Source organism: Streptomyces sp. ID05-39B (genome assembly GCF_033794725.1).
GTDB classification, from domain to species: domain Bacteria; phylum Actinomycetota; class Actinomycetes; order Streptomycetales; family Streptomycetaceae; genus Streptomyces; species Streptomyces bobili.
Genome location: NZ_JARGEF010000143.1, coordinates 1 through 20775, shown reverse-complemented (window position 1 = coordinate 20775; position 20775 = coordinate 1). Strand labels below are relative to the sequence as shown.

General features: G+C 71.9%; 21 protein-coding genes, 1 pseudogene and 1 riboswitch. Of the genes and pseudogenes, 13 read left to right on the top strand and 9 right to left on the bottom strand.

Features of this window, described 5'->3' with window-relative positions; translation table 11 throughout:
* The 4 genes and pseudogenes from P1P75_RS26545 to P1P75_RS26530 all read left to right on the top strand — a co-directional run.
* A pseudogene (locus P1P75_RS26545) lies at positions 1 to 140 on the top strand (sensor histidine kinase); the annotation flags it as partial.
* Positions 137 to 814, top strand: a complete 678-nt coding sequence (locus P1P75_RS26540; protein WP_319259745.1) for a response regulator transcription factor — start codon at positions 137 to 139, stop codon at positions 812 to 814. The pseudogene P1P75_RS26545 and the gene P1P75_RS26540, both read left to right, overlap by 4 nt.
* Positions 815 to 948: 134 nt before the next feature.
* Positions 949 to 1977 (top strand): 6-phosphofructokinase, encoded by a 1029-nt coding sequence (locus P1P75_RS26535; RefSeq protein ID WP_319259742.1) that lies wholly within the window; start codon positions 949 to 951, stop codon positions 1975 to 1977.
* Between the two features lie 83 nt (positions 1978 to 2060).
* Positions 2061 to 3056 carry a 2-hydroxyacid dehydrogenase gene (locus tag P1P75_RS26530; RefSeq protein ID WP_319259739.1) on the top strand — a complete coding sequence of 332 codons (996 nt, stop codon included), beginning with the start codon at positions 2061 to 2063 and terminating at the stop codon, positions 3054 to 3056.
* Here P1P75_RS26530 and P1P75_RS26525 read toward each other — a convergent pair.
* The gene (locus P1P75_RS26525; RefSeq protein ID WP_319259735.1) at positions 3008 to 4897 is read right to left on the bottom strand and encodes an anthranilate synthase family protein; all 1890 of its coding nucleotides are present in this window, start codon (positions 4895 to 4897) and stop codon (positions 3008 to 3010) included. The genes P1P75_RS26530 and P1P75_RS26525 overlap by 49 nt on opposite strands.
* A gap of 115 nt (positions 4898 to 5012) precedes the next feature.
* On the bottom strand, positions 5013 to 5069 hold the full coding sequence (locus tag P1P75_RS42095) for a trp operon leader peptide (RefSeq protein WP_078912442.1): 57 nt from the start codon (positions 5067 to 5069) through the stop codon (positions 5013 to 5015).
* A gap of 96 nt (positions 5070 to 5165) precedes the next feature.
* Here P1P75_RS42095 and P1P75_RS26520 point away from each other — a divergent pair, with 96 nt between their 5' ends.
* A complete protein-coding gene (locus tag P1P75_RS26520; RefSeq protein WP_319259732.1) occupies positions 5166 to 6518 on the top strand; it encodes a class II 3-deoxy-7-phosphoheptulonate synthase in 1353 nt (450 codons plus the stop codon).
* 145 nt (positions 6519 to 6663) lie between these two features.
* Positions 6664 to 6888 carry a (2Fe-2S)-binding protein gene (locus tag P1P75_RS26515; RefSeq protein ID WP_319259729.1) on the top strand — a complete coding sequence of 75 codons (225 nt, stop codon included), beginning with the start codon at positions 6664 to 6666 and terminating at the stop codon, positions 6886 to 6888.
* A gap of 84 nt (positions 6889 to 6972) precedes the next feature.
* On the opposite strand, the gene bfr is transcribed toward P1P75_RS26515, so the two are convergent.
* A complete protein-coding gene (bfr, locus tag P1P75_RS26510) occupies positions 6973 to 7452 on the bottom strand; it encodes a bacterioferritin (protein WP_086768244.1) in 480 nt (159 codons plus the stop codon).
* Between the two features lie 175 nt (positions 7453 to 7627).
* On the opposite strand from bfr, the gene P1P75_RS26505 reads away from it, so the two are divergent.
* Positions 7628 to 8260 (top strand): sulfite oxidase-like oxidoreductase, encoded by a 633-nt coding sequence (locus P1P75_RS26505; protein ID WP_319259726.1) that lies wholly within the window; start codon positions 7628 to 7630, stop codon positions 8258 to 8260.
* 84 nt (positions 8261 to 8344) lie between these two features.
* Here the strand turns inward: P1P75_RS26505 and P1P75_RS26500 are convergent, their stop codons facing one another.
* The 5 genes from P1P75_RS26500 to thiO all read right to left on the bottom strand — a co-directional run bounded on the left by P1P75_RS26500 (position 8345) and on the right by thiO (position 13630).
* On the bottom strand, positions 8345 to 9223 hold the full coding sequence (locus P1P75_RS26500) for a deoxyribonuclease IV (protein WP_319259724.1): 879 nt from the start codon (positions 9221 to 9223) through the stop codon (positions 8345 to 8347).
* A gap of 140 nt (positions 9224 to 9363) precedes the next feature.
* A complete protein-coding gene (gene pknB / locus P1P75_RS26495) occupies positions 9364 to 11313 on the bottom strand; it encodes a Stk1 family PASTA domain-containing Ser/Thr kinase (protein WP_319259721.1) in 1950 nt (649 codons plus the stop codon).
* 158 nt (positions 11314 to 11471) lie between these two features.
* Positions 11472 to 12266 carry a thiazole synthase gene (locus tag P1P75_RS26490; protein WP_319259719.1) on the bottom strand — a complete coding sequence of 265 codons (795 nt, stop codon included), beginning with the start codon at positions 12264 to 12266 and terminating at the stop codon, positions 11472 to 11474.
* Positions 12267 to 12269: 3 nt separating this feature from the next.
* Positions 12270 to 12470 carry a sulfur carrier protein ThiS gene (gene thiS, locus P1P75_RS26485; protein WP_319259716.1) on the bottom strand — a complete coding sequence of 67 codons (201 nt, stop codon included), beginning with the start codon at positions 12468 to 12470 and terminating at the stop codon, positions 12270 to 12272.
* Positions 12467 to 13630, bottom strand: a complete 1164-nt coding sequence (thiO, locus tag P1P75_RS26480; protein WP_319259714.1) for a glycine oxidase ThiO — start codon at positions 13628 to 13630, stop codon at positions 12467 to 12469. Before thiO ends, thiS begins: the two co-directional genes overlap by 4 nt.
* A riboswitch (TPP riboswitch) is annotated at positions 13628 to 13739 on the bottom strand. (Overlaps the previous gene by 3 nt.)
* Before the next feature lie 52 nt (positions 13740 to 13791).
* Here thiO and P1P75_RS26475 point away from each other — a divergent pair.
* From P1P75_RS26475 to P1P75_RS26450, 6 genes are all read left to right on the top strand, one after another.
* Complete coding sequence (locus P1P75_RS26475) at positions 13792 to 14193, top strand: hypothetical protein (protein WP_319259712.1); 402 nt, start codon at positions 13792 to 13794, stop codon at positions 14191 to 14193.
* Between the two features lie 32 nt (positions 14194 to 14225).
* Positions 14226 to 15467 (top strand): FAD-dependent oxidoreductase, encoded by a 1242-nt coding sequence (locus P1P75_RS26470; RefSeq protein WP_319259710.1) that lies wholly within the window; start codon positions 14226 to 14228, stop codon positions 15465 to 15467.
* A gap of 115 nt (positions 15468 to 15582) precedes the next feature.
* Entirely contained in the window at positions 15583 to 15948 is a 366-nt protein-coding gene (locus P1P75_RS26465; RefSeq protein WP_319259708.1) for an Rv2175c family DNA-binding protein, read from the top strand.
* 193 nt (positions 15949 to 16141) lie between these two features.
* Positions 16142 to 16789, top strand: coding sequence for a thiamine phosphate synthase (gene thiE / locus P1P75_RS26460; protein ID WP_319259706.1), 648 nt, complete (start codon positions 16142 to 16144; stop codon positions 16787 to 16789).
* 165 nt (positions 16790 to 16954) lie between these two features.
* Positions 16955 to 17878 (top strand): methylenetetrahydrofolate reductase [NAD(P)H], encoded by a 924-nt coding sequence (metF, locus tag P1P75_RS26455; protein WP_319259704.1) that lies wholly within the window; start codon positions 16955 to 16957, stop codon positions 17876 to 17878.
* A gap of 56 nt (positions 17879 to 17934) precedes the next feature.
* Positions 17935 to 18903: a hypothetical protein gene (locus P1P75_RS26450; protein ID WP_319259701.1), complete on the top strand. Its 969-nt coding sequence runs from the start codon at positions 17935 to 17937 to the stop codon at positions 18901 to 18903.
* A gap of 4 nt (positions 18904 to 18907) precedes the next feature.
* Here the strand turns inward: P1P75_RS26450 and P1P75_RS26445 are convergent, their stop codons facing one another.
* The gene (locus P1P75_RS26445) at positions 18908 to 20386 is read right to left on the bottom strand and encodes an NAD(P)/FAD-dependent oxidoreductase (RefSeq protein WP_319259698.1); all 1479 of its coding nucleotides are present in this window, start codon (positions 20384 to 20386) and stop codon (positions 18908 to 18910) included.
* Positions 20387 to 20775: the final 389 nt, after the last annotated feature.

Below are 20775 nucleotides of genomic sequence, written 5' to 3'. Positions count from 1 at the left end.
GGGTCGCCCAGTCCATCAGGGGCCGACTGCGTGATCTCGGCGGCGGGGCCGAGCTGGTGTCGACGCCGGGGCAGGGCACCGAGGTCGAACTGACGGTACCGAAACAGCAGGTCAAGCGGGGGAAGGCAGGGACGGGATGAGCAGCGAACAGGGTCCGGTCAGGGTGATGGTGGTCGACGACCACCCCATGTGGCGCGAGGCCGTCGCCCGTGACCTCGCGGGGGCCGGCTTCGAGGTGGTCGCCACCGCGGGCGACGGCGAGCAGGCCGTGCGCCGTGCCCGGGCCACCTCGCCCGATGTGATCGTCCTGGATCTCAACCTGCCCGCCAAGCCGGGCGTCCAGGTCTGCAAGGAGGTGGTCGCCGCAGACCCGGCGCTGCGCGTCCTGGTGCTGTCCGCGAGCGGCGAGCACGCCGACGTACTGGAGGCGGTGAAGTCGGGTGCGACCGGCTATCTGCTGAAGTCGGCGTCCACGGAGGAGCTGTTGGACGCGGTGCGCCGTACGGCCGTCGGTGATCCGGTGTTCACGCCGGGGCTGGCCGGGCTGGTGCTCGGCGAGTACCGGCGGCTGGCCTCCGACCCCGGTCCGGCCACGAACCCCGACGAGCCGAAGGCGCCCCGGCTGACGGACCGCGAGACCGAGGTGCTGCGCCTGGTCGCCAAGGGACTGAGCTACAAGCAGATCGCCGAACGTCTCGTCATCTCGCACCGCACGGTCCAGAACCACGTGCAGAACACCCTCGGCAAGCTTCAGCTGCACAACCGGGTGGAGCTGGTGAGGTACGCGATAGAGCGCGGCCTCGACGACGAGTAGGACCGCCCGGCAATGGGAGGGCGGTCCAACACCCCGCCGATTCACCGGAATTGCACCCGCGGGGGCATACCTGTGTGACCTGAATCACCCTTACCGTGGCCTTCGTCAGGCAACCGCGGCGAAGGGACACTTCCATGCGCGTCGGAGTACTGACCGGGGGTGGCGACTGCCCCGGCCTCAACGCCGTCATCCGGGCCGTCGTCCGCAAGGGCGTACAGGAGTACGGACACGAGTTCGTCGGCTACCGCGACGGCTGGCGCGGCCCTCTCGAAGGGCGGTCGGTCCGCCTGGACATCCCGGCCGTGCGCGGCATCCTGCCCCGCGGCGGCACGATCATCGGCTCCTCCCGGACCAACCCCCTCAAGGTCGAGAACGGCATCGGCCGGATCAAGGACACCCTGGCCCGGCAGGAGGTGGAGGCGCTGATCGTGATCGGCGGCGAGGACACCCTCGGCGTGGCCGCGCGACTGTCCGGGGAGTACGGCGTGCCCTGTGTCGGCGTGCCGAAGACGATCGACAACGACCTGTCCGCCACCGACTACACCTTCGGCTTCGACACCGCCGTCGGCATCGCCACCGAGGCGATCGACCGCCTGCACACCACCGCCGAGTCCCATATGCGCGTCCTCGTCGTCGAGGTGATGGGCCGTCATGCCGGCTGGATAGCCCTCCACTCGGGCCTGGCCGGCGGCGCCAACGTCATCCTCATCCCCGAACAGCGCTTCGACGTCGACCAGGTGTGCGCCTGGGTGGCCTCACGCTTTCGCGCGTCGTACGCGCCGATCGTGGTGACGGCCGAGGGCGCCATGCCCAAGGACGGCGACCTGGTCCTCAAGGACGGCACCCTCGACGCCTTCGGACACGTCCGGCTCTCCGGCGTCGGCGAATGGCTGGCCAAGGAGATCGAGAAGCGGACCGGCAACGAGGCCCGTACCACCGTCCTCGGCCATGTGCAGCGCGGCGGCACCCCCAGCGCCTTCGACCGCTGGCTCGCCACCCGCTTCGGCCTGCACGCCGTCGACGCCGTCCACGAACACGACTTCGGCACCATGGTCGCCCTGCGCGGCACGGACATCGTCCGCGTCCCGATCGCCGAGGCGACGGCCCGGCTCAAGACGGTGGATCCCGCGCTGTACGCGGAGGCCGGGGTGTTCTTCGGCTGAACCTGCGGGGCGCGGGCCGTATATTCGGCATGTCCGGCGGAGTCGATTTCGCCCAGGGTCGTGCGAATCGGGAGCCGGCTGTCATGGAGATTCTCGCCTTCGGAGTCCAGGCCGACGAGAAGCCCCTGATCGAGCGGGCCTTCCCCGCGCCCCACGAGGTCCGCTGCCTGGACGTCTTCCTCAACGAGGACACCGCCCCCATCGCCGCCGGTCTCGAGGTGATCTCCACCAGCGTCAACGCCGACCTCGGCGCGCCCGTCCTTCAGGCCCTCGCGGCCGGCGGCACCCGGATGATCGCCCAGCGCTCCACCGGCTTCAACAACATCGACCTGGACGTCGCCGAACGCCTCGGCATGACCGTGGCCCGGGTCTCGTACTACTCGCCGTATTCCGTCGCCGAGTTCGCCTGGACCCTCGCCATGGCCGTCAACCGGCGGGTGGTCCGGGCCTCCACCCGCACCCGCGACTTCGACTTCCGCCTCGACGGACTGATGGGCCGCGACCTGCACGGCCGTACCGTGGGCGTCCTCGGCACCGGCAAGATCGGCGAAGCCTTCACCCGTATCGCGCACGGCTTCGGCATGACACTGCTCGGCTGGGACATCGCGGAGAACCCCGCCTGCATGGAGCTGGGCATGACGTACGTCCCCAAGGACCGGCTCCTCGCCGAGTCCGACCTCGTCTCCCTGCACCTGCCGCTGATGCCGGAGACCCGCCACCTCATCGACGCAACCGCCCTCAAGGCCATGAAGGACGACGCGATCCTGGTCAACTCCAGCCGCGGCGGCCTCATCGACAGCGCGGCCCTCGTCGCCGAACTGCGCGAGGGCCGCTTCACGGGCGTCGGACTGGATGTCTACGAGGCGGAGGCGGGCCTGTTCTTCCTCGACAAGTCCCTGGAGGCCATCTCCGACGACACCCTGGCCCGCCTGGTCACCTTCCCCAACGTCCTGGTCACCTCCCACCAGGCCTACTACACCGAGGACGCCGTCGGCCAGATCGTCGAGGCCACGGTGCGCAACGTCCTGGACTACAGCGCCGGCCGCCGCTCGGAGAACGTGCTCGTGCCCCGCAGCTGACCCATCAACTCCCCTACGATCGCTGCCCCGTCCAGCGTGAGCACCGACTCCGGATGGAACTGCACCCCGGCGAACCCGGGCCCGCGCAGCGCGTGCACCTCCCCGTTCTCCGCCTGGCTCACCTCCACCCCGTGCGCGGTCAGCTCCTGCCGGGCGTCGTCGTCGCACCGCGCCACGAAGCTGTTGTAGAACCCGACGGTCACCTCCCGCCCGAACAGCTCCACCCGCGTCTGCGCCCCCTGGTACGGCACCTCCTTGCGGACGATCTCCAGCCCCAGCTCCGCCGCGATCAGCTCGTGCCCGAGGCACACGCCCAGCACCCCGTGCCGGTGCTCGCGGACCACCCGCGCGGTCAGCTCCCGCAGGAACCGCATCTTCGGATCGGCCAGATCGGACGGGTCGCCCGGACCGGGACCCAGCACCACCGGGCCCTCGTGCGCGAGCACGGCCGCCCGCAGCCCCGGCTCGTCGTAGCGCCGGACGGTGACGTCCAGCCCGGACGAGCGCAGGACGTGCGCGAGCATCGCCGTGAAGGTGTCCTCCCCGTCCACCACCAGGGCGTGCCCGGTCAGTTCCCGGGACCGCTCCTGCATCCGCAGCCAGAACGGCGCCAGAAAGGCCCGGCGCCCGTCCAGCGCCGCCCGCACCCGGGGATCGTCGGCCAGCCGGGCCCGCGCCTCCTCCGTCCGCGGCCTGCCCGGCCGTACCCCGAGGGCCGCCAGCACGCCCGCCGCCTTCGCGTGCGTCTCGGCGACCTCGCCCGCCGGATCCGAACCGCGCACCAGCGTCGCCCCCACCGGCACCCGCAGCCGGCCGGCCGCGTCGATGTCGGCGGTGCGGATGAGGATGGGGGAGTCCAGGGTCTGGGCCCCGCCGGAGTCCCGCCCGATCAGCGCCAGCGCGGCCCCGTAGTAGCCGCGCCCTCCGACCTCGTGCCGCTCGATGACCCGGCAGGCGTTCTGCACCGGCGAACCCGTGACGGTCGCCGCGAACATCGTCTCCTTCAGTACCTCCCGCACGTCCATCGTGGACTTCCCGCGCAACTCGTACTCGGTGTGCGCGAGATGGGCCATCTCCTTCAGCCGCGGCCCGACCACCACCCCGCCCATGTCGCCGACGGTGCACATCATCTTCAGTTCCTCGTCGACGACCATCGACAGCTCCTCGATCTCCTTGCCGTCGGCGAGGAAGTCCAGCAGATGCTCCGGAGTCGGCCCCTCGGCGGGATAGCGGTACGTCCCGCTGATCGGGTTCATCACGACCGTGCCGCCCGACATCCGCACATGCACCTCGGGGCTGGCCCCCACCAGCGTGCGGTCCCCGGTGTGCACGACGAACGTCCAGTACGCGCCCCGCTCACCCTCCAGCAGCCGCCGGAACAGGGCCAGGGCGTCGGCCCGCCCGAACCCCGGGATCGCGCCCTCGTACGTCCGCCGGATGACGAAGTTGGCGCCCTCGCCGCGCCCGATCTCCTCCCGCAGCACCCGCCCGACGATCCCCGCGTACTCCTCGTCGCCGACGTCGAAGCCGCCGCCCTCCACCCGCACCTCGTGCGCGGGGAGCTGCTCCAGCGCCTTCGCGAGCGGGATCTCGTACCGCTCCTCGGGGATCAGGACGGACAGCGGCGTACCGTCGTCGCGGACGTCGAAGCCGCGCTCCCGGATCTGACGGAACGGCACGAGCGCGAGACCCTCGTCGGGCAGGTCGATGAGCCGCTCGCGGACGGCGACCGGGCCGAGGAGCAGCTCCACGGTGGCGCCCTCCTCGGTGGCGCCGCCCGGAGTGCGGCGGCGGAGCAGGGCGAACGGGCGGGGATCGGCCAGGAGGTCGAGCAGATGCATGGGTCCGTGTCCTTATCGGTGTTCTCGGCGGAGAGATTCGACAGGGACGGCCGGCCCGGAAAACACGGAAGGCCGCCCCTCGGGGCGGCCTTCGCGAAGTCTTGCGTACGCGCAGTCAGTGGGCCGCCGGATGAGCGGTCCACCACCAGTTCTGGGTCGAAAGCGCGAACATGCCAGGCACCCTACCCCACGCGCACCTGAGCACCGGGGCGTCTCACCTGTCGAGCCGCACGAAAATCACTCGACACGACCCCGTAATGTGGGATCCGTGACCGTGAACGCGAAGACCAGTGCCAGCGCTGGCAACACCTGGCGAGACCTGCCCGCGGCGCAGCAGCCCGAGTACCCCGACACCGAGGCTCTGCGCGCAGTGATCGCGGACCTCGAGTCGTATCCGCCGCTCGTCTTCGCGGGCGAGTGTGACCAGCTGCGTGCCCGGCTGGCGGCCGTCGCCAAGGGAGAGGCGTTCCTCCTCCAGGGCGGCGACTGCGCCGAGGCCTTCGACGCGGTGTCGGCCGACCAGATCCGCAACAAGCTCAAGACCCTCCTCCAGATGGGCGCCGTCCTCACCTACGCGGGCTCCGTGCCGGTCGTGAAGGTGGGCCGGATCGCGGGCCAGTACTCCAAGCCGCGCTCCAAGAACACCGAGACCCGCGACGGCGTGACCCTGCCGACGTACCGCGGTGACTCGGTCAACGGCTTCGCGTTCGACGAGGCCGCCCGTATCCCGGACCCCGAGCGCCTGAAGCGGATGTACCACGCGTCCGCCTCCACGCTGAACCTGGTCCGCGCCTTCACCACCGGCGGCTACGCCGACCTGCGCCAGGTCCACGCCTGGAACCAGGACTTCGTGAAGTCGTCCCCGTCCGGCCAGCGCTACGAGCAGCTGGCCCGCGAGATCGACCAGGCGCTCAACTTCATGCACGCCTGCGGGGCCGACCCGGAGGAGTTCAAGACGGTCGAGTTCTACGCCTCCCACGAGGCGCTGCTCCTCGACTACGAGTCGGCCCTCACCCGCGTCGACTCCCGCACGGGCCGCCTGTACGACGTCTCCGCGCACATGGTGTGGATCGGCGAGCGCACCCGACAGCTGGACCACGCGCACATCGAGTTCGCCTCGAAGATCCGCAACCCGATCGGCATCAAGCTCGGCCCGACGACCACGGCCGAGGACGCGCTCCAGTACATCGAGCGCCTCGACCCCGACCGGGAGCCGGGCCGGCTGACCTTCATCGTCCGCATGGGCGCCGACAAGGTCCGCGACAAGCTGCCCGAGCTGGTCGAGAAGGTCACCGCCTCGGGCGCGACCGTCGCCTGGATCACCGACCCGATGCACGGCAACACCTTCGAGGCGGCCTCCGGTCACAAGACCCGCCGCTTCGACGACGTGCTCGACGAGGTCAAGGGCTTCTTCGAGGTCCACAAGGCCCTCGGCACCCACCCGGGCGGCATCCACGTCGAGCTGACCGGCGACGACGTCACCGAGTGCGTGGGCGGCGGCGACGAGATCTTCGTCGACGATCTCCACCAGCGCTACGAGACGGCCTGCGATCCGCGGCTCAACCGCAGCCAGTCGCTCGACCTGGCGTTCCTCGTCGCGGAGATGTACCGGGACCAGTAGCGGGCCGGTAGCCGTTTCGGCTGTTACACCTGCGTGGGGTGGGGCGCGGATCACATACGATCCGCGCCCCACCCCACTTTTGCGGTCCCTGAGCGCCGGGTAAGGTTAGGTTAGCCTTATCGATCTCGGCGGGAGGTGAATCCGCGTGTACGTCTGCAGCTGCTTCCAGGTGACTGAAGCGCAGGTCCAGCAGCATGCGGACGACGGCGCCTGCACGCCTCGCCAGATAGCCTCCGCCTGCAAGGCCGGCACCGACTGCGGCTCGTGCGTCCGGCGCATCCAGGCCATCCTCGGCCGGGGCGCCTGTCCGCGCCGCGACCTCGCCGACCAGGGGCAGCCGGTTCTCTCCGCACTCGACGAAGCAGCCTGAACCCACCGGGTCGGCCTCGGCTCTGGTTTCAGCTCTGCGGCTCAGCTGTGTGATTTGGCTGTGTGTGGCTCAGCTGTGTGTGGCTCAGCTCTCCGGCTGCTCGATCAGCTGCGCGAGATACAGCGCCTCGCCGAGCTTCTCCACCAGGTCCAGCTGGGTGTCGAGGTAGTCGATGTGGTGCTCCTCGTCCTCGAGGATCGACTCGAAGATGTTCGCGGACGTGATGTCGCCCTTCTCGCGCATCACCTTGATCCCGCGCTTGAGGCGGTCGATCGCCTCGACCTCGACCTGCCGGTCGGCCTCGAACATCTCCTTGACCGTCTGGCCCACGCGCACGTGGAACAGCCGCTGGTAGTTCGGCAGACCGTCCAGGAACAGGATCCGGTCGGTCAGGACCTCCGCGTGCTTCATCTCGTCGAACGACTCGTGCCGCGTGTACTTCGCGAGCTTCGTCCAGCCGAAGTTCTCCTGCATCTTCGCGTGCAGGAAGTACTGGTTGATAGCGGTCAGCTCACCGGTCAGCTGCTCATTGAGGAACTCGAGGACCTCGGGGTCGCCCTGCATCGCAGAGGCTCCTTCCACACGGGAGAAACGGGGGAGTGTCGCCGCATGATTTCACCGGTGCCGAAGATCGTCCAGTAAGTGCGTACTTAGTAAGTTAGTCCATGCTTAGTGGCACTTGCCCGATTCTGGACATGCCTGGTCATTCGCACCGGCCGGGGTCTGTCAGGATGGAGACATGGGTCATCCGGTGGAGCGAGAATCAGGAGAAGCAGCAGCGTCCGAGCTTCCGCCGGGGCAGCGACTTCAGCGGGGCTGGCCTGTCACACATTACGGCCCGGTGCCCAAGTTCCGGCCCGAACGCTGGGAGTTCAGGGTCTTCGGGGCCACCGCCGACGGTGACAAGCGGTGCTGGAACCACGAGGAGTTCACGGCACTGCCGTACGCCACCGTGCTCGCCGATCTGCACTGCGTGACGAAGTTCAGCATGCTGGGCGCGGAGTGGGGCGGTGTCCCGGCCCGGACCATCCTGGAGGCCGTGCCGCCCGCGGCCGATGTCACCCATGTGATGGTGTGGGCGGAGTACGGCTTCAGCTCCAACCTGCGGCTGTCCGACTTCGCCGCCGAGCACACCCTCTTCGCCACCCACAAGGACGGCGAACTGCTCACCGCCGAGCACGGCTTCCCGGTCCGCCTGGTCGTGCCCCATCTCTACGCCTGGAAGGGCCCCAAGTGGGTCCGCGGCGTCGAGTACATGACGGCCGACCGCCGCGGCTTCTGGGAGGAGCGCGGCTACCACAACATCGGCGACCCGTGGAAAGAGCAGCGCTACTCCTACCAGGAGCAGCCGGGGGAGGGCCCGGAGCTGTGAGGCTCGGCGGTGGTACGTCCTGGGGCCGGCCACGGCGGTGAGCGCCTGGAGCGGACCGGGGGCCGACCCGCACGCTGCCCGGCGTCAGCCGTCCCGGAGCTTCTTCAGCCGTTCCACGTCCGCCGCGTGCCCCTCTTTCCCGCCGGGCGTCTCGATGATCAGCGGCACCCCCGCGGTCGCCGGATGCGTCATCAGCGCGCGGAACGGATCCTCGCCGATGTGACCCGCGCCGATGTTCTCGTGCCGGTCCTTGTGGGCGCCCACCACGTCCTTGGAGTCATTGGCGTGGATCAGCTTGAGCCGGCCCGCGCCGACCGTGTCCACCAGCAGATCGAGTGTCTGGTGCATGCCCGCCGGACCGGTCAGGTCGTGCCCGGCCGCGAAGATGTGGCAGGTGTCCAGACAGACGCCGAGCCTCGGATGGGCGTCGAGCGCCTCGAAGTACGGCCCGAAGTCCCAGGTCCGCGAGCAGAGCGAGGCACCTTGCCCGGCCGTGGACTCCAGCAGCAGGAACGGGTCGTCGTCATGGGTCAGCTCGTCCAGCAGCGGCAGCAGATACTCCCGGACCTGCTTCAGCGCCACGGACCGCTCCCGCCCGCCCGTCGCGCTCCCGGTGTGCACCACCACGCCCAGCGCGCCGATCTCCCGCCCGCGGCGCAGCGAGTGCCGCAGCGACTCCACCGACCTCTGCGCCGTCGCCTCGGTGTGCGAGCCGAAGTTGATCAGATACGGCGCGTGCACGTACGCCGGGATCGACTCCGCCGCGCAGGCCTCCCGGAACGCCGCGTCCTGCGCCGGGCTGCCCGCCGGGGTGGCCCAGCCGCGCGGGTTGGCGACGAAGACCTGGACCGTCTCGGCCTTGAGGTCATGGGCGTAGGACAGGCCCACGGAATGCAGACCGCCGGCCACCGGGACATGGCCGCCGACCGGATTGCGGGAGGGGAAGGGGTGCTGAGGACTCACCCGTTCAGGGTGTCATGCTCCCGGCACCACCCGGTCACCGGACGGCGGGCCTCACCGCCACAGGGGCACTGTCACGGGCGTCACCGTCACCGTCACCCTCGCTGTCACCGCCACCGCCACCGCCACCGTCACCGTCACCGTCACCGGATGGTGATCGTGACCGTCGATCCCTTGGGGGCGGTCTCGCCGGCGTCCACCGACTGGCTCTTGACGGTGTCGCCGAACAGGCCCAGCAGGCCGCGGTCCTCCTCGACCTCGAAGCCGGCCTCTTCCAGCTCGGTCCTGGCGTCGTCCACGCTCGCGCCCACCACGTCCGGGACCTCGACCATCTCGGGTCCCTTGGACAGGGTCAGCGTCACCGTGTCGCCGTCGGCGACCTGCTTGTCCTTGCCCGGCGACTGCGCGGCGACCTGGCCCTTGTCGAACTCCGAGTTGATCTCCGAGGTGGAGATCTCCACCACCAGGCCGGCCTTCTCCAGCTCGGCGCGTGCGTCGTCCAGGTCCTGACCGGTGACGTCCGGGACGTCGATCGGGACGCCCTTGCTGACGACGAGGGACACCGCCGAGCCCGCGCGCCGCTCCGTACCGGCGTCGGGGCTGCTGCTGATCACGAAGCCCTTGAGGACGTCCTCGCTGAACGCCTCGGTGACCAGGCCCGGCTCCAGGCCGTCCGTCTTCAGCAGCTGCTTGGCCTTGTCGAGCCGTGAGCCCTTCACGTCCGGCACCTTCACGGTCTCGGGGCCGTCGGAGACGGTCAGGGTCACCGAGTCGTTGCCGCGGATACGGGCGCCCGGCTCCGGGTCCGTGCTGATGACGGTGCCGCGCTTCACCGTGTCGCTGTAGGCGTGCTTCACCTCGCCCACGTCCAGCCCGGCCGCGTCCAGCCGCTCCCTGGCCTGCGCCTCGGTCTGCATGAGGACCGCGGGGACCTTGGTGAACTGGCCCGAGTTGATGTACCAGACGCCCGCGCCGACGCCGAACACGAGCAGGACGGCGGCGATGATCGCGACCACTGCCCGGCGGGGCCGCACGAAGCGGCGCCGGGGCGGCAGCGGGGGTTCCGAGGCGAACCGGGAGGTGTGGTTGACCTGGTTCCCGGATCTGGCGGGATCGTCGTCGGCCTCGTCCTCGTTGACGGGCAGGAGGCGCGGAACCGTGAGGGAGCGCGGGATCACGCTGGTGCGGTCGTCGGCGATGTCACGGTCGGCGGACAGGGCCTGTGGGGGCAGCGCGTCCAGCTGGGCCTCGTCGAGCGCGCCGCGCGCCGCGCGGACCTGCGCGAGCAGGGCCACGGCGTCCGCCGGGCGGACCTGCGGGGTGCGGGCGGTGGCCGAGGCGACCAGCTCGTCCAGCTCGAACGCCATGCCGGGGACGGCGGCGGAGGGCGGCGGCACGTCCTCGTGGAGGTGCTTGTAGAGCACCACGGCCGGAGTGTCGCCGTCGTGCGGCTTGTCGCCGGTGAGCATCTCGTAGAGCACGACCCCGCACGCGTACACGTCCACGCGAGCGTCGGAGGTGCCCTGCTCCATCTGCTCGGGGGCGAGGTAGGCGACGGTGCCGAGGACGGTTCCGGTGGTGCTGGTGACGGTGTCCACGGACCGGACGAGGCCGAAGTCGGCGACCTTGACCCGGCCGTCGTCGCCTATCAGTACGTTCTCCGGCTTCATGTCCCGGTGCACGAAACCGGCGCGGTGCGCGGCGCCCAGAGCGGCGAGGACCGGCTCCAGGATGTCCAGCGCGGCCCGTGGCTGGAGCGCGCCGCGCTCACGCAGCACGTCGCGCAGGGTACAGCCGGCCACGTACTCCATCGCGAGGTAGACGTACGCCCCGTCGGCCCCCTGGTCGAACACCTGAACGACATTCGGGTGCGCCAGCCGGGCGACGGACTTGGCCTCGCGGATGAAGCGCTCGACGAAGGAGGCGTCGGCCGCGAGGGCGGGGTGCATCACCTTGAGCGCGAGAACGCGGTCGAGGCGGGTGTCCACGGCCCGGTAGACCGTGGCCATCCCGCCGACCGCGATCCGCGCCTCCACGCGATAACGCCCGTCGAGCACCTGCCCGACCAGAGGGTCCTGAAGGGTCGTGTCCACGCAGGCGAGTGTACGAGCCCGCACCGACACCGCTCACCGCTCACACCGGTATCGCAGCGGGACTGAAGCGCACCTGTGACGAGCCACACGTGGGGGCGGCCGGGTCGGAGCCGAGACAGCCGTCGACGGCGCTCGGCCCTCGGCCGTGGGTGACAGCGTCAGAACGCCGGGCGTTCCGGGTCGAGCGCGGCGCGGCCGTCCGTGGGGGTCGACGCCTGCGCGAAGTGGCGGCGGGGGATCCGGCCCGCGAGCCGGGCCAGCCGGCCCGCCTCCACGGCCCCCCGCATCGCGCGAGCCATCAGCACGGGCTCCTGCGCCCGCGTCACCGCCGACGCCAGCATCACCCCGGCGCACCCCAGCTCCATCGCCAGCGCGACATCCGAGGCCGTACCGGCCCCCGCGTCGAGAATCACCGGCACGCGCGCGTGCTCGACGATCAGCTGGAAGTTGTGGGGGTTGCGGATACCCAGCCCGGACCCGATCGGAGAGCCGAGCGGCATCACCGCCGCACACCCGACGTCCTCCAGCTTCCGCGCCAGCACCGGATCGTCGTTCGTGTAGGGCAGCACCGTGAACCCGTCGTCGACCAGCGTCTCCGCCGCGTCCAGCAGTTCGATCGGATCGGGCAGCAGCGTCCGCTCGTCGGCGATGACCTCCAGCTTGACCAGATCGGTGCCCAGCGCCTCCCGGGCCAGCCGCGCCGTCAGCACCGCCTCCCCGGCCGTGAAGCACCCCGCCGTGTTGGGCAGCACCCCGATGCCGAGCCGTTCGAGCACGGACAGCACGGACCCGTGCACCAAGGGGTCGACCCGCCGCATCGCGACAGTGGTCAGCTCGGTCCCGGACGCGACCAGCGCCCGCTCCAAAGTCTCCAGGCTGGGCGCACCGCCTGTACCCATGATCAGGCGGGACGAGTACGTCGTACCGCCGAGGACGAAGGGATCGTCGGCCATGGTTCAGCCTCCCTGGACGGCGGTGAGGACTTCCACGCGGTCTCCGTCGGAGAGGCTGGTGGCGGACCACCGCGCGCGCGGGACGACGGTTTCGTTGAGGGCGGCGGCCACCCCGGAGGGCGCCGGCGTCAGGGACCGTACGACGCTGTCGAGGGCCGTGCCGGGAGCGACCTCACGCCGCTCGCCGTTGACGGAGATGTTCATGCGGGCTGCTCCGAGAGTGCGGCGGGGTGGAAGCGCCTGGGGGTGAAGGGCCGGGCCTCGTCGGGGAGTTGGCCGGTGGCCAGCGCGTGCGCCAGCACGTCCCCGGTGACCGGTGTCAGCAGTACGCCGTTGCGGTAGTGCCCGGTCGCCAGGAGCAGGCCGTCCAGGCCGGTCGGTCCGAGCAGGGGCGCGTTGTCCGGTGACGCGGGGCGCAGGCCCGCGCGCGTCTCGGTGAGCGGCAGTTCGGTGATTCCGGGGACCAGTTCGTGGGCGTCGCGCAGCAGCTCGTAGACGCCCCCGGCCGTCACCGTGGTGTCCCAGCCCAGTTCCTCGCTCGTCGCCCCGACGACCAGCTCGCCGTTCTCGCGCGGCACCAGGTAGACGTGGCTGCCGCGCACCACGGCCCGCACGGTCCGGGTCAGGAACGGCGCGTACCGCTGGGGCACGGTCAGGCGCAGCACCTGCCCCTTCACGGGCCGCACCGGCGGCAGCACCTCCGCCGGGACGCCGGCGAGCCGCCCGCTGAGGCTGCCCGCCGCGAGCACCACCTGCCCGGCAGCGAGAGGCGTACCCGCGCGCGTGAGGACGCCGCCGGCGCGCCCGGCCGACACGGTCAGCCGTTCCGCCCAGTCGCGGTGGAAGGTCACGCCCGCCCGCCGGCACGCGGCCACCAGTGCCGCCGCGAGCCGTCGCGGATCGATCTGGTGGTCGCCGTCCACCCGCAGGCCGCCGCGTACCCCGGGCGCGAGCATCGGCTCCAGGCGGCGGCACTCCCGCCCGGACAGCCACTGCGAGGTGAGCCCCGACTGCCGTTGCAGGGCGTGCAGTTCCCGCATGTGGGCGCGGTCGTCGGCGTCCAGCGCGACGGCGAGGGTGCCGGAGCGGCGGTAGCCGAGGTCGTGGCCCGTGAGTTCGGTGAGTTCGGCCACGAACTCCGGGTAGCGGCGGGCCGATTCCAGGTTCAGGCCGAGCAGTGTCTGCTCGCCGTAGTGCAGCTCGGTGACGGCGGCCAGCATCCCGGCCGCCACCTGGGCGGCCCCGCCGCCCGGTTCGGGGTCGACCACAGCCGTGGCGAACCCGCGCTGTGCGGCCCGCCACGCGGTGACGAGCCCGATGATGCCGCCCCCGACGACGAGGACGTCCGAGGTAGGTGAGGACATGGGCGTCCAGCCCCTCCCTTCGCCGGCATGACCCGGATCAGGTTCGTACGGTCGGAGGCCGCCAGCCTCCCTCTCAGCCCGGTGCGTCCGGGCTCCCGCGAGTGCTCTACGTTGGCCACCCTAGCCCCCCGTCGTCCGTCGCAGTAAGGGAGCCTCCTCTCGTGGCCCGTTCGCTCGACGGCCTGGTCCTGGCCCCGGTGGCCGACCAGGCCCCCGGTCAGGTCGGCACCGGCACCCGCTTCACGTACCGGGAGCGGGACGGCGTCATCTGGGCCGGCTACGCGGGCGGCGACGTCGTCCGCGGGCACCTGGTGGGTACCCGGGAGGGGGACCGGCTGGACTTCCGGTACGTCCAGCTCGGGCACGACGGGACGACGTCGTCCGGGCACTGCGTGTCGGCGGTCGTCGAGCTGCCCGACGGGCGGCTGCGCCTCGACGAGACCTGGGAGTGGGAGTCGCGGCCGGGCAGCGGGACCAGCGTGGTGGAGCAGGTGGTCGAGCAGTCACGGAGCACGGTCACGGAGCACGGTCACGGAACGGGGTCGCGGAAGCGGGACGACTGACTGATGATCCGTCAGTTGTCTAAGGTGATCAGGTGAGCGAACAGACGCGGGAAGAAGACAGGCCGGCGCAGCGGCGGGTGGTCGTCGTCGGCGCGGGCATGGCCGGGGTGCAGACCGCGGTCGCCCTGCGCGAACAGGGCTTCGACGGGACGGTGACCCTCATCGGCGCCGAACCGCACCAGCCCTACGACCGGCCCCCGCTGTCCAAGGCCGTCCTGCTCGGCACGGCCGAGCACTCCGCCTTCGACGTCGACTTCGAGAGCCTGGGCGTCGAACTCAGGCTCGGCACCGAGGCCCTCGGCGTGCGCCCCGCCGACCATGAACTGGACACCGGGTCCGGGCCCGTCCCCTACGACGTCCTCGTGCTCGCCACCGGCGCCGAACCGATCCGGCTGCCCGGCGCCGAGGGTGTCCCCGGCGTCCATCTGCTGCGCACCCTGGACGACGCCGAACGGCTGCGCCCGGTGCTCGCCCGCCGGCACGCCATCGTGGTCGTCGGCGCCGGCTGGATCGGCGCCGAGTTCGCCACCGCCGCGCGCGAGGCCGGCTGCGCGGTCACCGTCGTGGAGGCCGCGGACCGGCCGCTGGCCGGCGCCCTGCCCGCCGAGGTCACGGCCCCCATGACCGCCTGGTACGCCGACAGCGGCACCGAACTGCGCACCCACGCGCGCGTGGAGCGCGTCGAGCCCGGCGCGGTCCTGCTCGACGACGGAGCCCGGCTGCCGGCCGACGCCGTCGTGGTCGGCATCGGCGCCCGCCCCGCCACGGACTGGCTGACCGGCTCGGGCGTCGAGCTGGGCCCGCACGGCGAGGTCGTGGCCGACGCGAGCCTGCGCACGTCCGTGCCCGACGTGTACGCGGTCGGCGACTGCGCCTCCTTCCCCTCCGGGCGGTACGGCGAGCGCCTCCTCGTCCACCACTGGGACAACGCCCTCCAGGGCCCGCGCACCGTCGCCGCCAACATCCTCGGCCCGGCCACCGGCGAGGTCCCAGCGGTCTACGACCCGGTGCCGTACTTCTGGTCGGAGCAGTTCGGCCGCTTCGTCCAGTACGCCGGGCATCACACCGGCGCCGACACCACCCTGTGGCGCGGCGACCCCACCGGACCTGCCTGGACGGTCTGCTGGCTGCGCGGGAACCGCCTGGTCGCCCTGCTGGCGGTGGGCCGCCCCCGCGACCTCGCGCAGGGCCGCCGGCTGATCGAGGCGGGCCGGCCGATGAACCCCGAGCTGATCGCGGACCCGGCGACCCCGCTCAAGGCGGCCACGGCGTAAAGGACGGGCCCGCGGGGCGGCTCCGCCCGGCAGGATGAGGCGCGGCTACCGGCTGTCCGTCCGGCAGGAGGAGGCTCGGCTACCGGCTGTCGGTGCGGGATGGCAGTCTTGAGGGGTGACCGAGATTGACGCAAAGACCGATGCTCTCGTACCTGCCTGGCTCACCCTGCCCGACATCGCGGAGATGCTCGACATCGACGTGGTGCGTGCGCGGCAGCTGGTCAAGGACGGCCAGCTCATCGCCGTACGACGTGGTGAGAACAGGGCGCTGCACGTCCCCGCCGCCTTCATCGACGAGGACAAGGTCGTCAAGGGCCTGTCCGGGACCCTGACCCTGCTGCGGGACGACGGCTATTCGGACGAAGAGATGCTGGAATGGCTGTTCACTCCGGACCCGTCCCTGCCCGGGACGCCGGCGCAGGCCCTGGCGGAGAACCGCGGCACGGAGGTGAGGCGTCGCGCCCAGGCGCTCGCCGTCTGAGCCTCTGACTCCGAGCCTGTGAGCCGGAGATCCGCTCCGCGGAACCCACGGCGCCCGACGGAGGCGGCTCCTGGAGCCTCGTAGGTTCGACCAGACCATCAGGTGTGCGGCCGTGGCCGCCCGTCGCGACCGCACACCGCCGCACCGGGGGAGAGCCCGGCGCGCCACCGACCGCCCCCGGGGGACTCAACGCATGCCCGACACCGCCCGCTCCCAGCTCGCCGACGCCCGCCTCTACCTCTGCACGGACGCCCGCAGGCGCCAGGGCGACCTCCCGGAGTTCCTGGACGCGGTCCTCGCCGGCGGCGTCGACATCGTGCAGCTCCGCGACAAGGGCATGGAGGCGGCGGAGGAGCTGGAGCACCTGGAAGTGTTCGCCGACGCCTGCGCGCGCCACGGCAGACTGCTCGCGGTCAACGACCGGGCGGACATCGCCCATGCCGCCGACGCGGCTGTCCTCCACCTCGGCCAGGGCGACCTGCCCGTGCCCGCGGCCCGTGCCCTCCTCGGCGACGGCACCCTGATCGGCCGCTCCACGCACAGCGAGGCGGAGGCGGACGCCGCGGCCGTCCAGGAGGGCGTCGACTACTTCTGCACCGGCCCGTGCTGGCCCACCCCCACCAAGCCCGGCCGCCCGGCCCCCGGCCTCGGCCTGGTCCGGCACACGGCGGCGACGGGCACCGAGCGCCCCTGGTTCGCGATCGGCGGCATCGACCTCGGCAACCTCGACGAGGTGCTTCAGGCGGGCGCCCGCCGGGTCGTGGTCGTCCGGGCGATCACGGAGGCCGACGATCCGGGCGCCGCGGCGGCCGAGTTCGCCGAGCGGCTGCGCGGCATCTGAGCCGGCCGCCGCCGGGCCGCCCCCGCGCTCCTTCGGTCCCCTGTCCTTTCCTCCGGGCCCCCGTCCTTTCGGCAGCCTGTCCAAGGGATGGACAACAGGCAGACAATTCGGGCAAATTTCCGAGATCTGGTGAGGGGAGGCCTCACCCCTGGCTAACCTGCGGGTATGGCCCTCGGAACCGCATCCACCAGGACCGACCGCGCGCGTACCGTGCGTGACATCCTGGCCACCGGCAAGACGACGTACTCGTTCGAGTTCTACGCGCCGAAGACCTCCCAGGGTGAGCGGAGCCTGTGGAACGCGCTCCGTCGGGTCGAGGCGGTGGCCCCCGACTTCGTCTCCGTCACCTACGGTGCCGGCGGCACCACCCGGGCGACCACGGTCAAGGAGACGCAGCAGATCGTCGTCGACACCACCCTGACCCCGGTCGCGCACCTCACGGCCGTGGACCACTCCATCGCCGAACTGCGCAACATCATCGGCCAGTACGCCGACGCCGGGATCCGCAACATGCTCGCCGTGCGCGGAGACCCGCCCGGCGACCCCATGGGCGAGTGGGTGCCGCACCCCCGGGGCCTCACCTACGCCGCCGAACTCGTCGAGCTGATCAAGGAGTCGGGCGACTTCTGCGTCGGCGTCGCCGCCTTCCCCGAGATGCACCCGCGCTCCAGCGACTGGGACACGGACGTCGCGCGCTTCGTCGACAAGTGCCGGGCCGGCGCCGACTACGCGATCACCCAGATGTTCTTCGACCCCGAGTCCTACCTGCGCCTGCGCGACCGGGTGTCGGAAGCCGGCTGCGCGACCCCGGTGATCCCCGAGGTCCTGCCGGTGACGAGTGTGAAGATGCTGGAGAGGCTTCCCCAGCTCAGCAACGCACACTTCCCGACGGCCCTGAAAGAGCGGATCCTCACAGCCAAAGACGATCCGGCCGCTGTACGCTCCATTGGCATCGACTTCGCCACGGAGTTCTGCGCTCGGCTGCTCGCCGAGGGAGTGCCCGGACTGCACTTCATCACGCTCAACAACTCCACGGCGACGCTGGAAATCTACGAGAACCTGGGCCTGCACCACCCACCGCAGGCCTAGACCGGTCGCACCGACTTACGACACACTGCGTAGCGGCCACTGGGAGAGGGGCGTACATGGGCTGGACGGTCCTCTACATCGCGTTCGGCATCGTCGCGCTGTGGCTGCTGGGTGAGGTGCTGCTGCAGTACAAGGCACGGCTGCGTTACCGGCTGCTCGCCTTCGGCGGCTTCCTCGGTGTCGTGGTCGGTGTCCTGATCCCGTCCGTCATCGTCATCGGTGTGGGCGCGGCCGCCTTCGCGATCGGCCAGACGTACGTCACTCTGTCGTTCCGCCGCGGCTTCGCCGAGGGCTGGGCCGTCAGCCGCCCCGGCACCGACGGCACCGCCACCAAGCGCCGCCGCGGCAAGGGCGAGCACCAGGACCCCTCGCTCGAGGTGTCCGGTCTGGAAGCGGCCGACGGCGGCCCCGACGGGTACGAGCAGGACGCGGGCACACCCTTCGGCGGCGACTCCGTCGCCTACGGCCGGGACAAGGGCGACTACGACGAGGACAACGACCGCGACGACGTCTTCACCCCCGCCCGCACCGCCGAGCCCACGGCAGCCGGAACCGCCTCCGTGTACGAGCCGCAGCCGATGCCCGACGACACCGGTTCCTACGGCGTGTACAGCGACGCCGCCTACTCCGCCGCCGCCCAGCCCCAGGACCAGTACGCGACGGCCGGCCAGGGCGCCGACCAGGGGTACGGCTACGACGGCTACGGCCAGCAGCAGTACGGCTACGACGCCGCGGGCCAGCAGCAGTACGCGGCCTACTCCGACCCCTACATCGGCACCCAGACCTACGGCGGCGGCAGCTACGACGCCGGGTACGACCAGCAGCAGTACCCCCAGCAGGGCTACGGCCAGGAGCAGTACGGCACCGGCGGCTACGACGGAACCCCGGCCGGCGGTGTCTGGGTCCCGCAGCAGCGCACCACCGACGACCCCCTCGGCGGCGAACTCCCGCCCGAGCAGCCGTACCCCTACCAGGGCGACGGGCAGCAGCAGGGGAACGGCTACGACGAGCAGTACCGCTTCTGACGGCTCACCGCGAGCCCCGGAACTCCGGCCCCTCCACGACGAGTCCGGACACCAGCGCGCCCGACATCCCCGCATGGGGCAGTCCGCCGCCGGGGTGCGCCCAGCCGCCCACCGTGAACAGGCCCGGCAGGGCGGTGGAGTTGGCCGGGTGCAGCAGCCGGCCCCCGGCCGCCGCCAGCGCCGGAGCCGGGACGCAACCGCCCTCCACGCCGGTCTCCGCGGCGATGTCCGCCGGGGTGCGCAGCTCGCGCCACAGGACCCGCTCCCGCAGGCCCGGCACGGCACGCTCGGCGACGGAGAGCACCGCCTCCACCAGGTCGGGCCCCGGCTCGGCCCCGGCCGGGACAATGACACTCAGGGTGACCGCCTCATGGGCGGCGTCCGGCACCAGCGCGGGGTCCCCGGGCCGCAGCACGGTGACCGTCGGACCGGCGGCCGGCGCGGGCGCCGTACCGAACAGGGCCGCCAACTCGCCCTCGCGGTCCCGCGTGTGCACGATCGTCCGGTGCGCGGTGTCCCGCGGCCGGCCGCCGCGCAGCGCGAGCAGCACGGTCAGCCGGCTCGGCAGGCCCCGCTGCGGCCCGACCTCGCCCTGACCGCGCGGCGGGACACCCGCGGCGCCGCCCGCGCCCGGCGCGACCACGAAGTCCGCCTCCACCACGCTGCCGTCGCCCAGCTCCACGCCCGCCGCCCGGCCGTCCTTCTCCACGATCCGGGAAACCTCGGCGCCGAACACGAACGCGACCCGGCGGGCCAGGCACCTCTCGTACACCGCGCGCGCCAGCTCGCGCACACCGCCGCGCACGGACCACATGCCGAAGGCGTGCTCCATGTACGGCAGGACGGCCGCGCTCGCCGGAGTGACGCGCGGATCCAGGCCGTACGCCAGTGCGTGGCTCTCCAGCAGGGCGGCCAGCCGGGGGTCGCGCAGCTCCCAGGCGCCGACCTCGGCGAGCGTGCCGGCCCGGCGGGTGCGCAGCAGGCGCTTGTGCGGCACCGACGGATAGGGCTCACGGTCGGCCAGCACCGACCAGTTCGGCCACAGCGGCTCCTCCAGGAGCGGGCGTCGGGTGCGGTCCCAGGCCTCGCGGGCCCGGACCAGGAAGTCGCCCCAGCGACCGCCGGCGCCCGCGCCCAGCGCCTCGTCCAGGGCGGAGACGACACCCGCGCGCGAGGCGTTCGGCAGGGCGGCCTCGGTGCCGTCCGCGAACAGGTGACGTGCCGACGGGTCCACCTGGACCAGCTCGGCACAGGCCTCCAGCGGCTCCTTGCCGGTCTTGACGAACAGGTCGCGCCAGACCGCGGGCAGGGTCAGCAGACCGGGCCCCGTGTCGAAGGAGAAGCCGTCCCGCTCGAAGCGGCGCACCGCACCGCCGTACGTCTCCGTACGCTCGTACACCGTCACCCGGTGGCCCGCGACGGCCAGCCGGGCGGCCGCCGCCAGCGCGCCCATCCCGGCGCCGATCACCGCAATCCGTGCCATGCCGCCGACTTTATCGGCCGCCACCGACAGTGACGCCGCCAGCCCGGCGGACCGCCGGTCCGGGGCGACACCGCGGGCCCGGCCGCTCAAGGACACGAGGGGAGTACGGACGCGGAGGCGATCGTCACCAGAGGGCCGCGCCGCTTCCTGGGGGCGGGCACCCAGGCCTGAGTAGCCGTACCTAGCCGCCGAGATGAGTATGCGCGCGGATGGGGGCCGGTCCGCGTGGAGGGAAGAGTGGAGCTCACGGAAAGGGGCCCGGCACCGCACCGCCGACACGGGGCTGCGGAACGGTGCCGGTCCTGGACCGCTCCTTCCGCCGGCCTCGTCGGCGGAAGCGAGGCACGGGGGGCCCTCCGGGGGAACGACCGACGGGGGAACACGGGGGA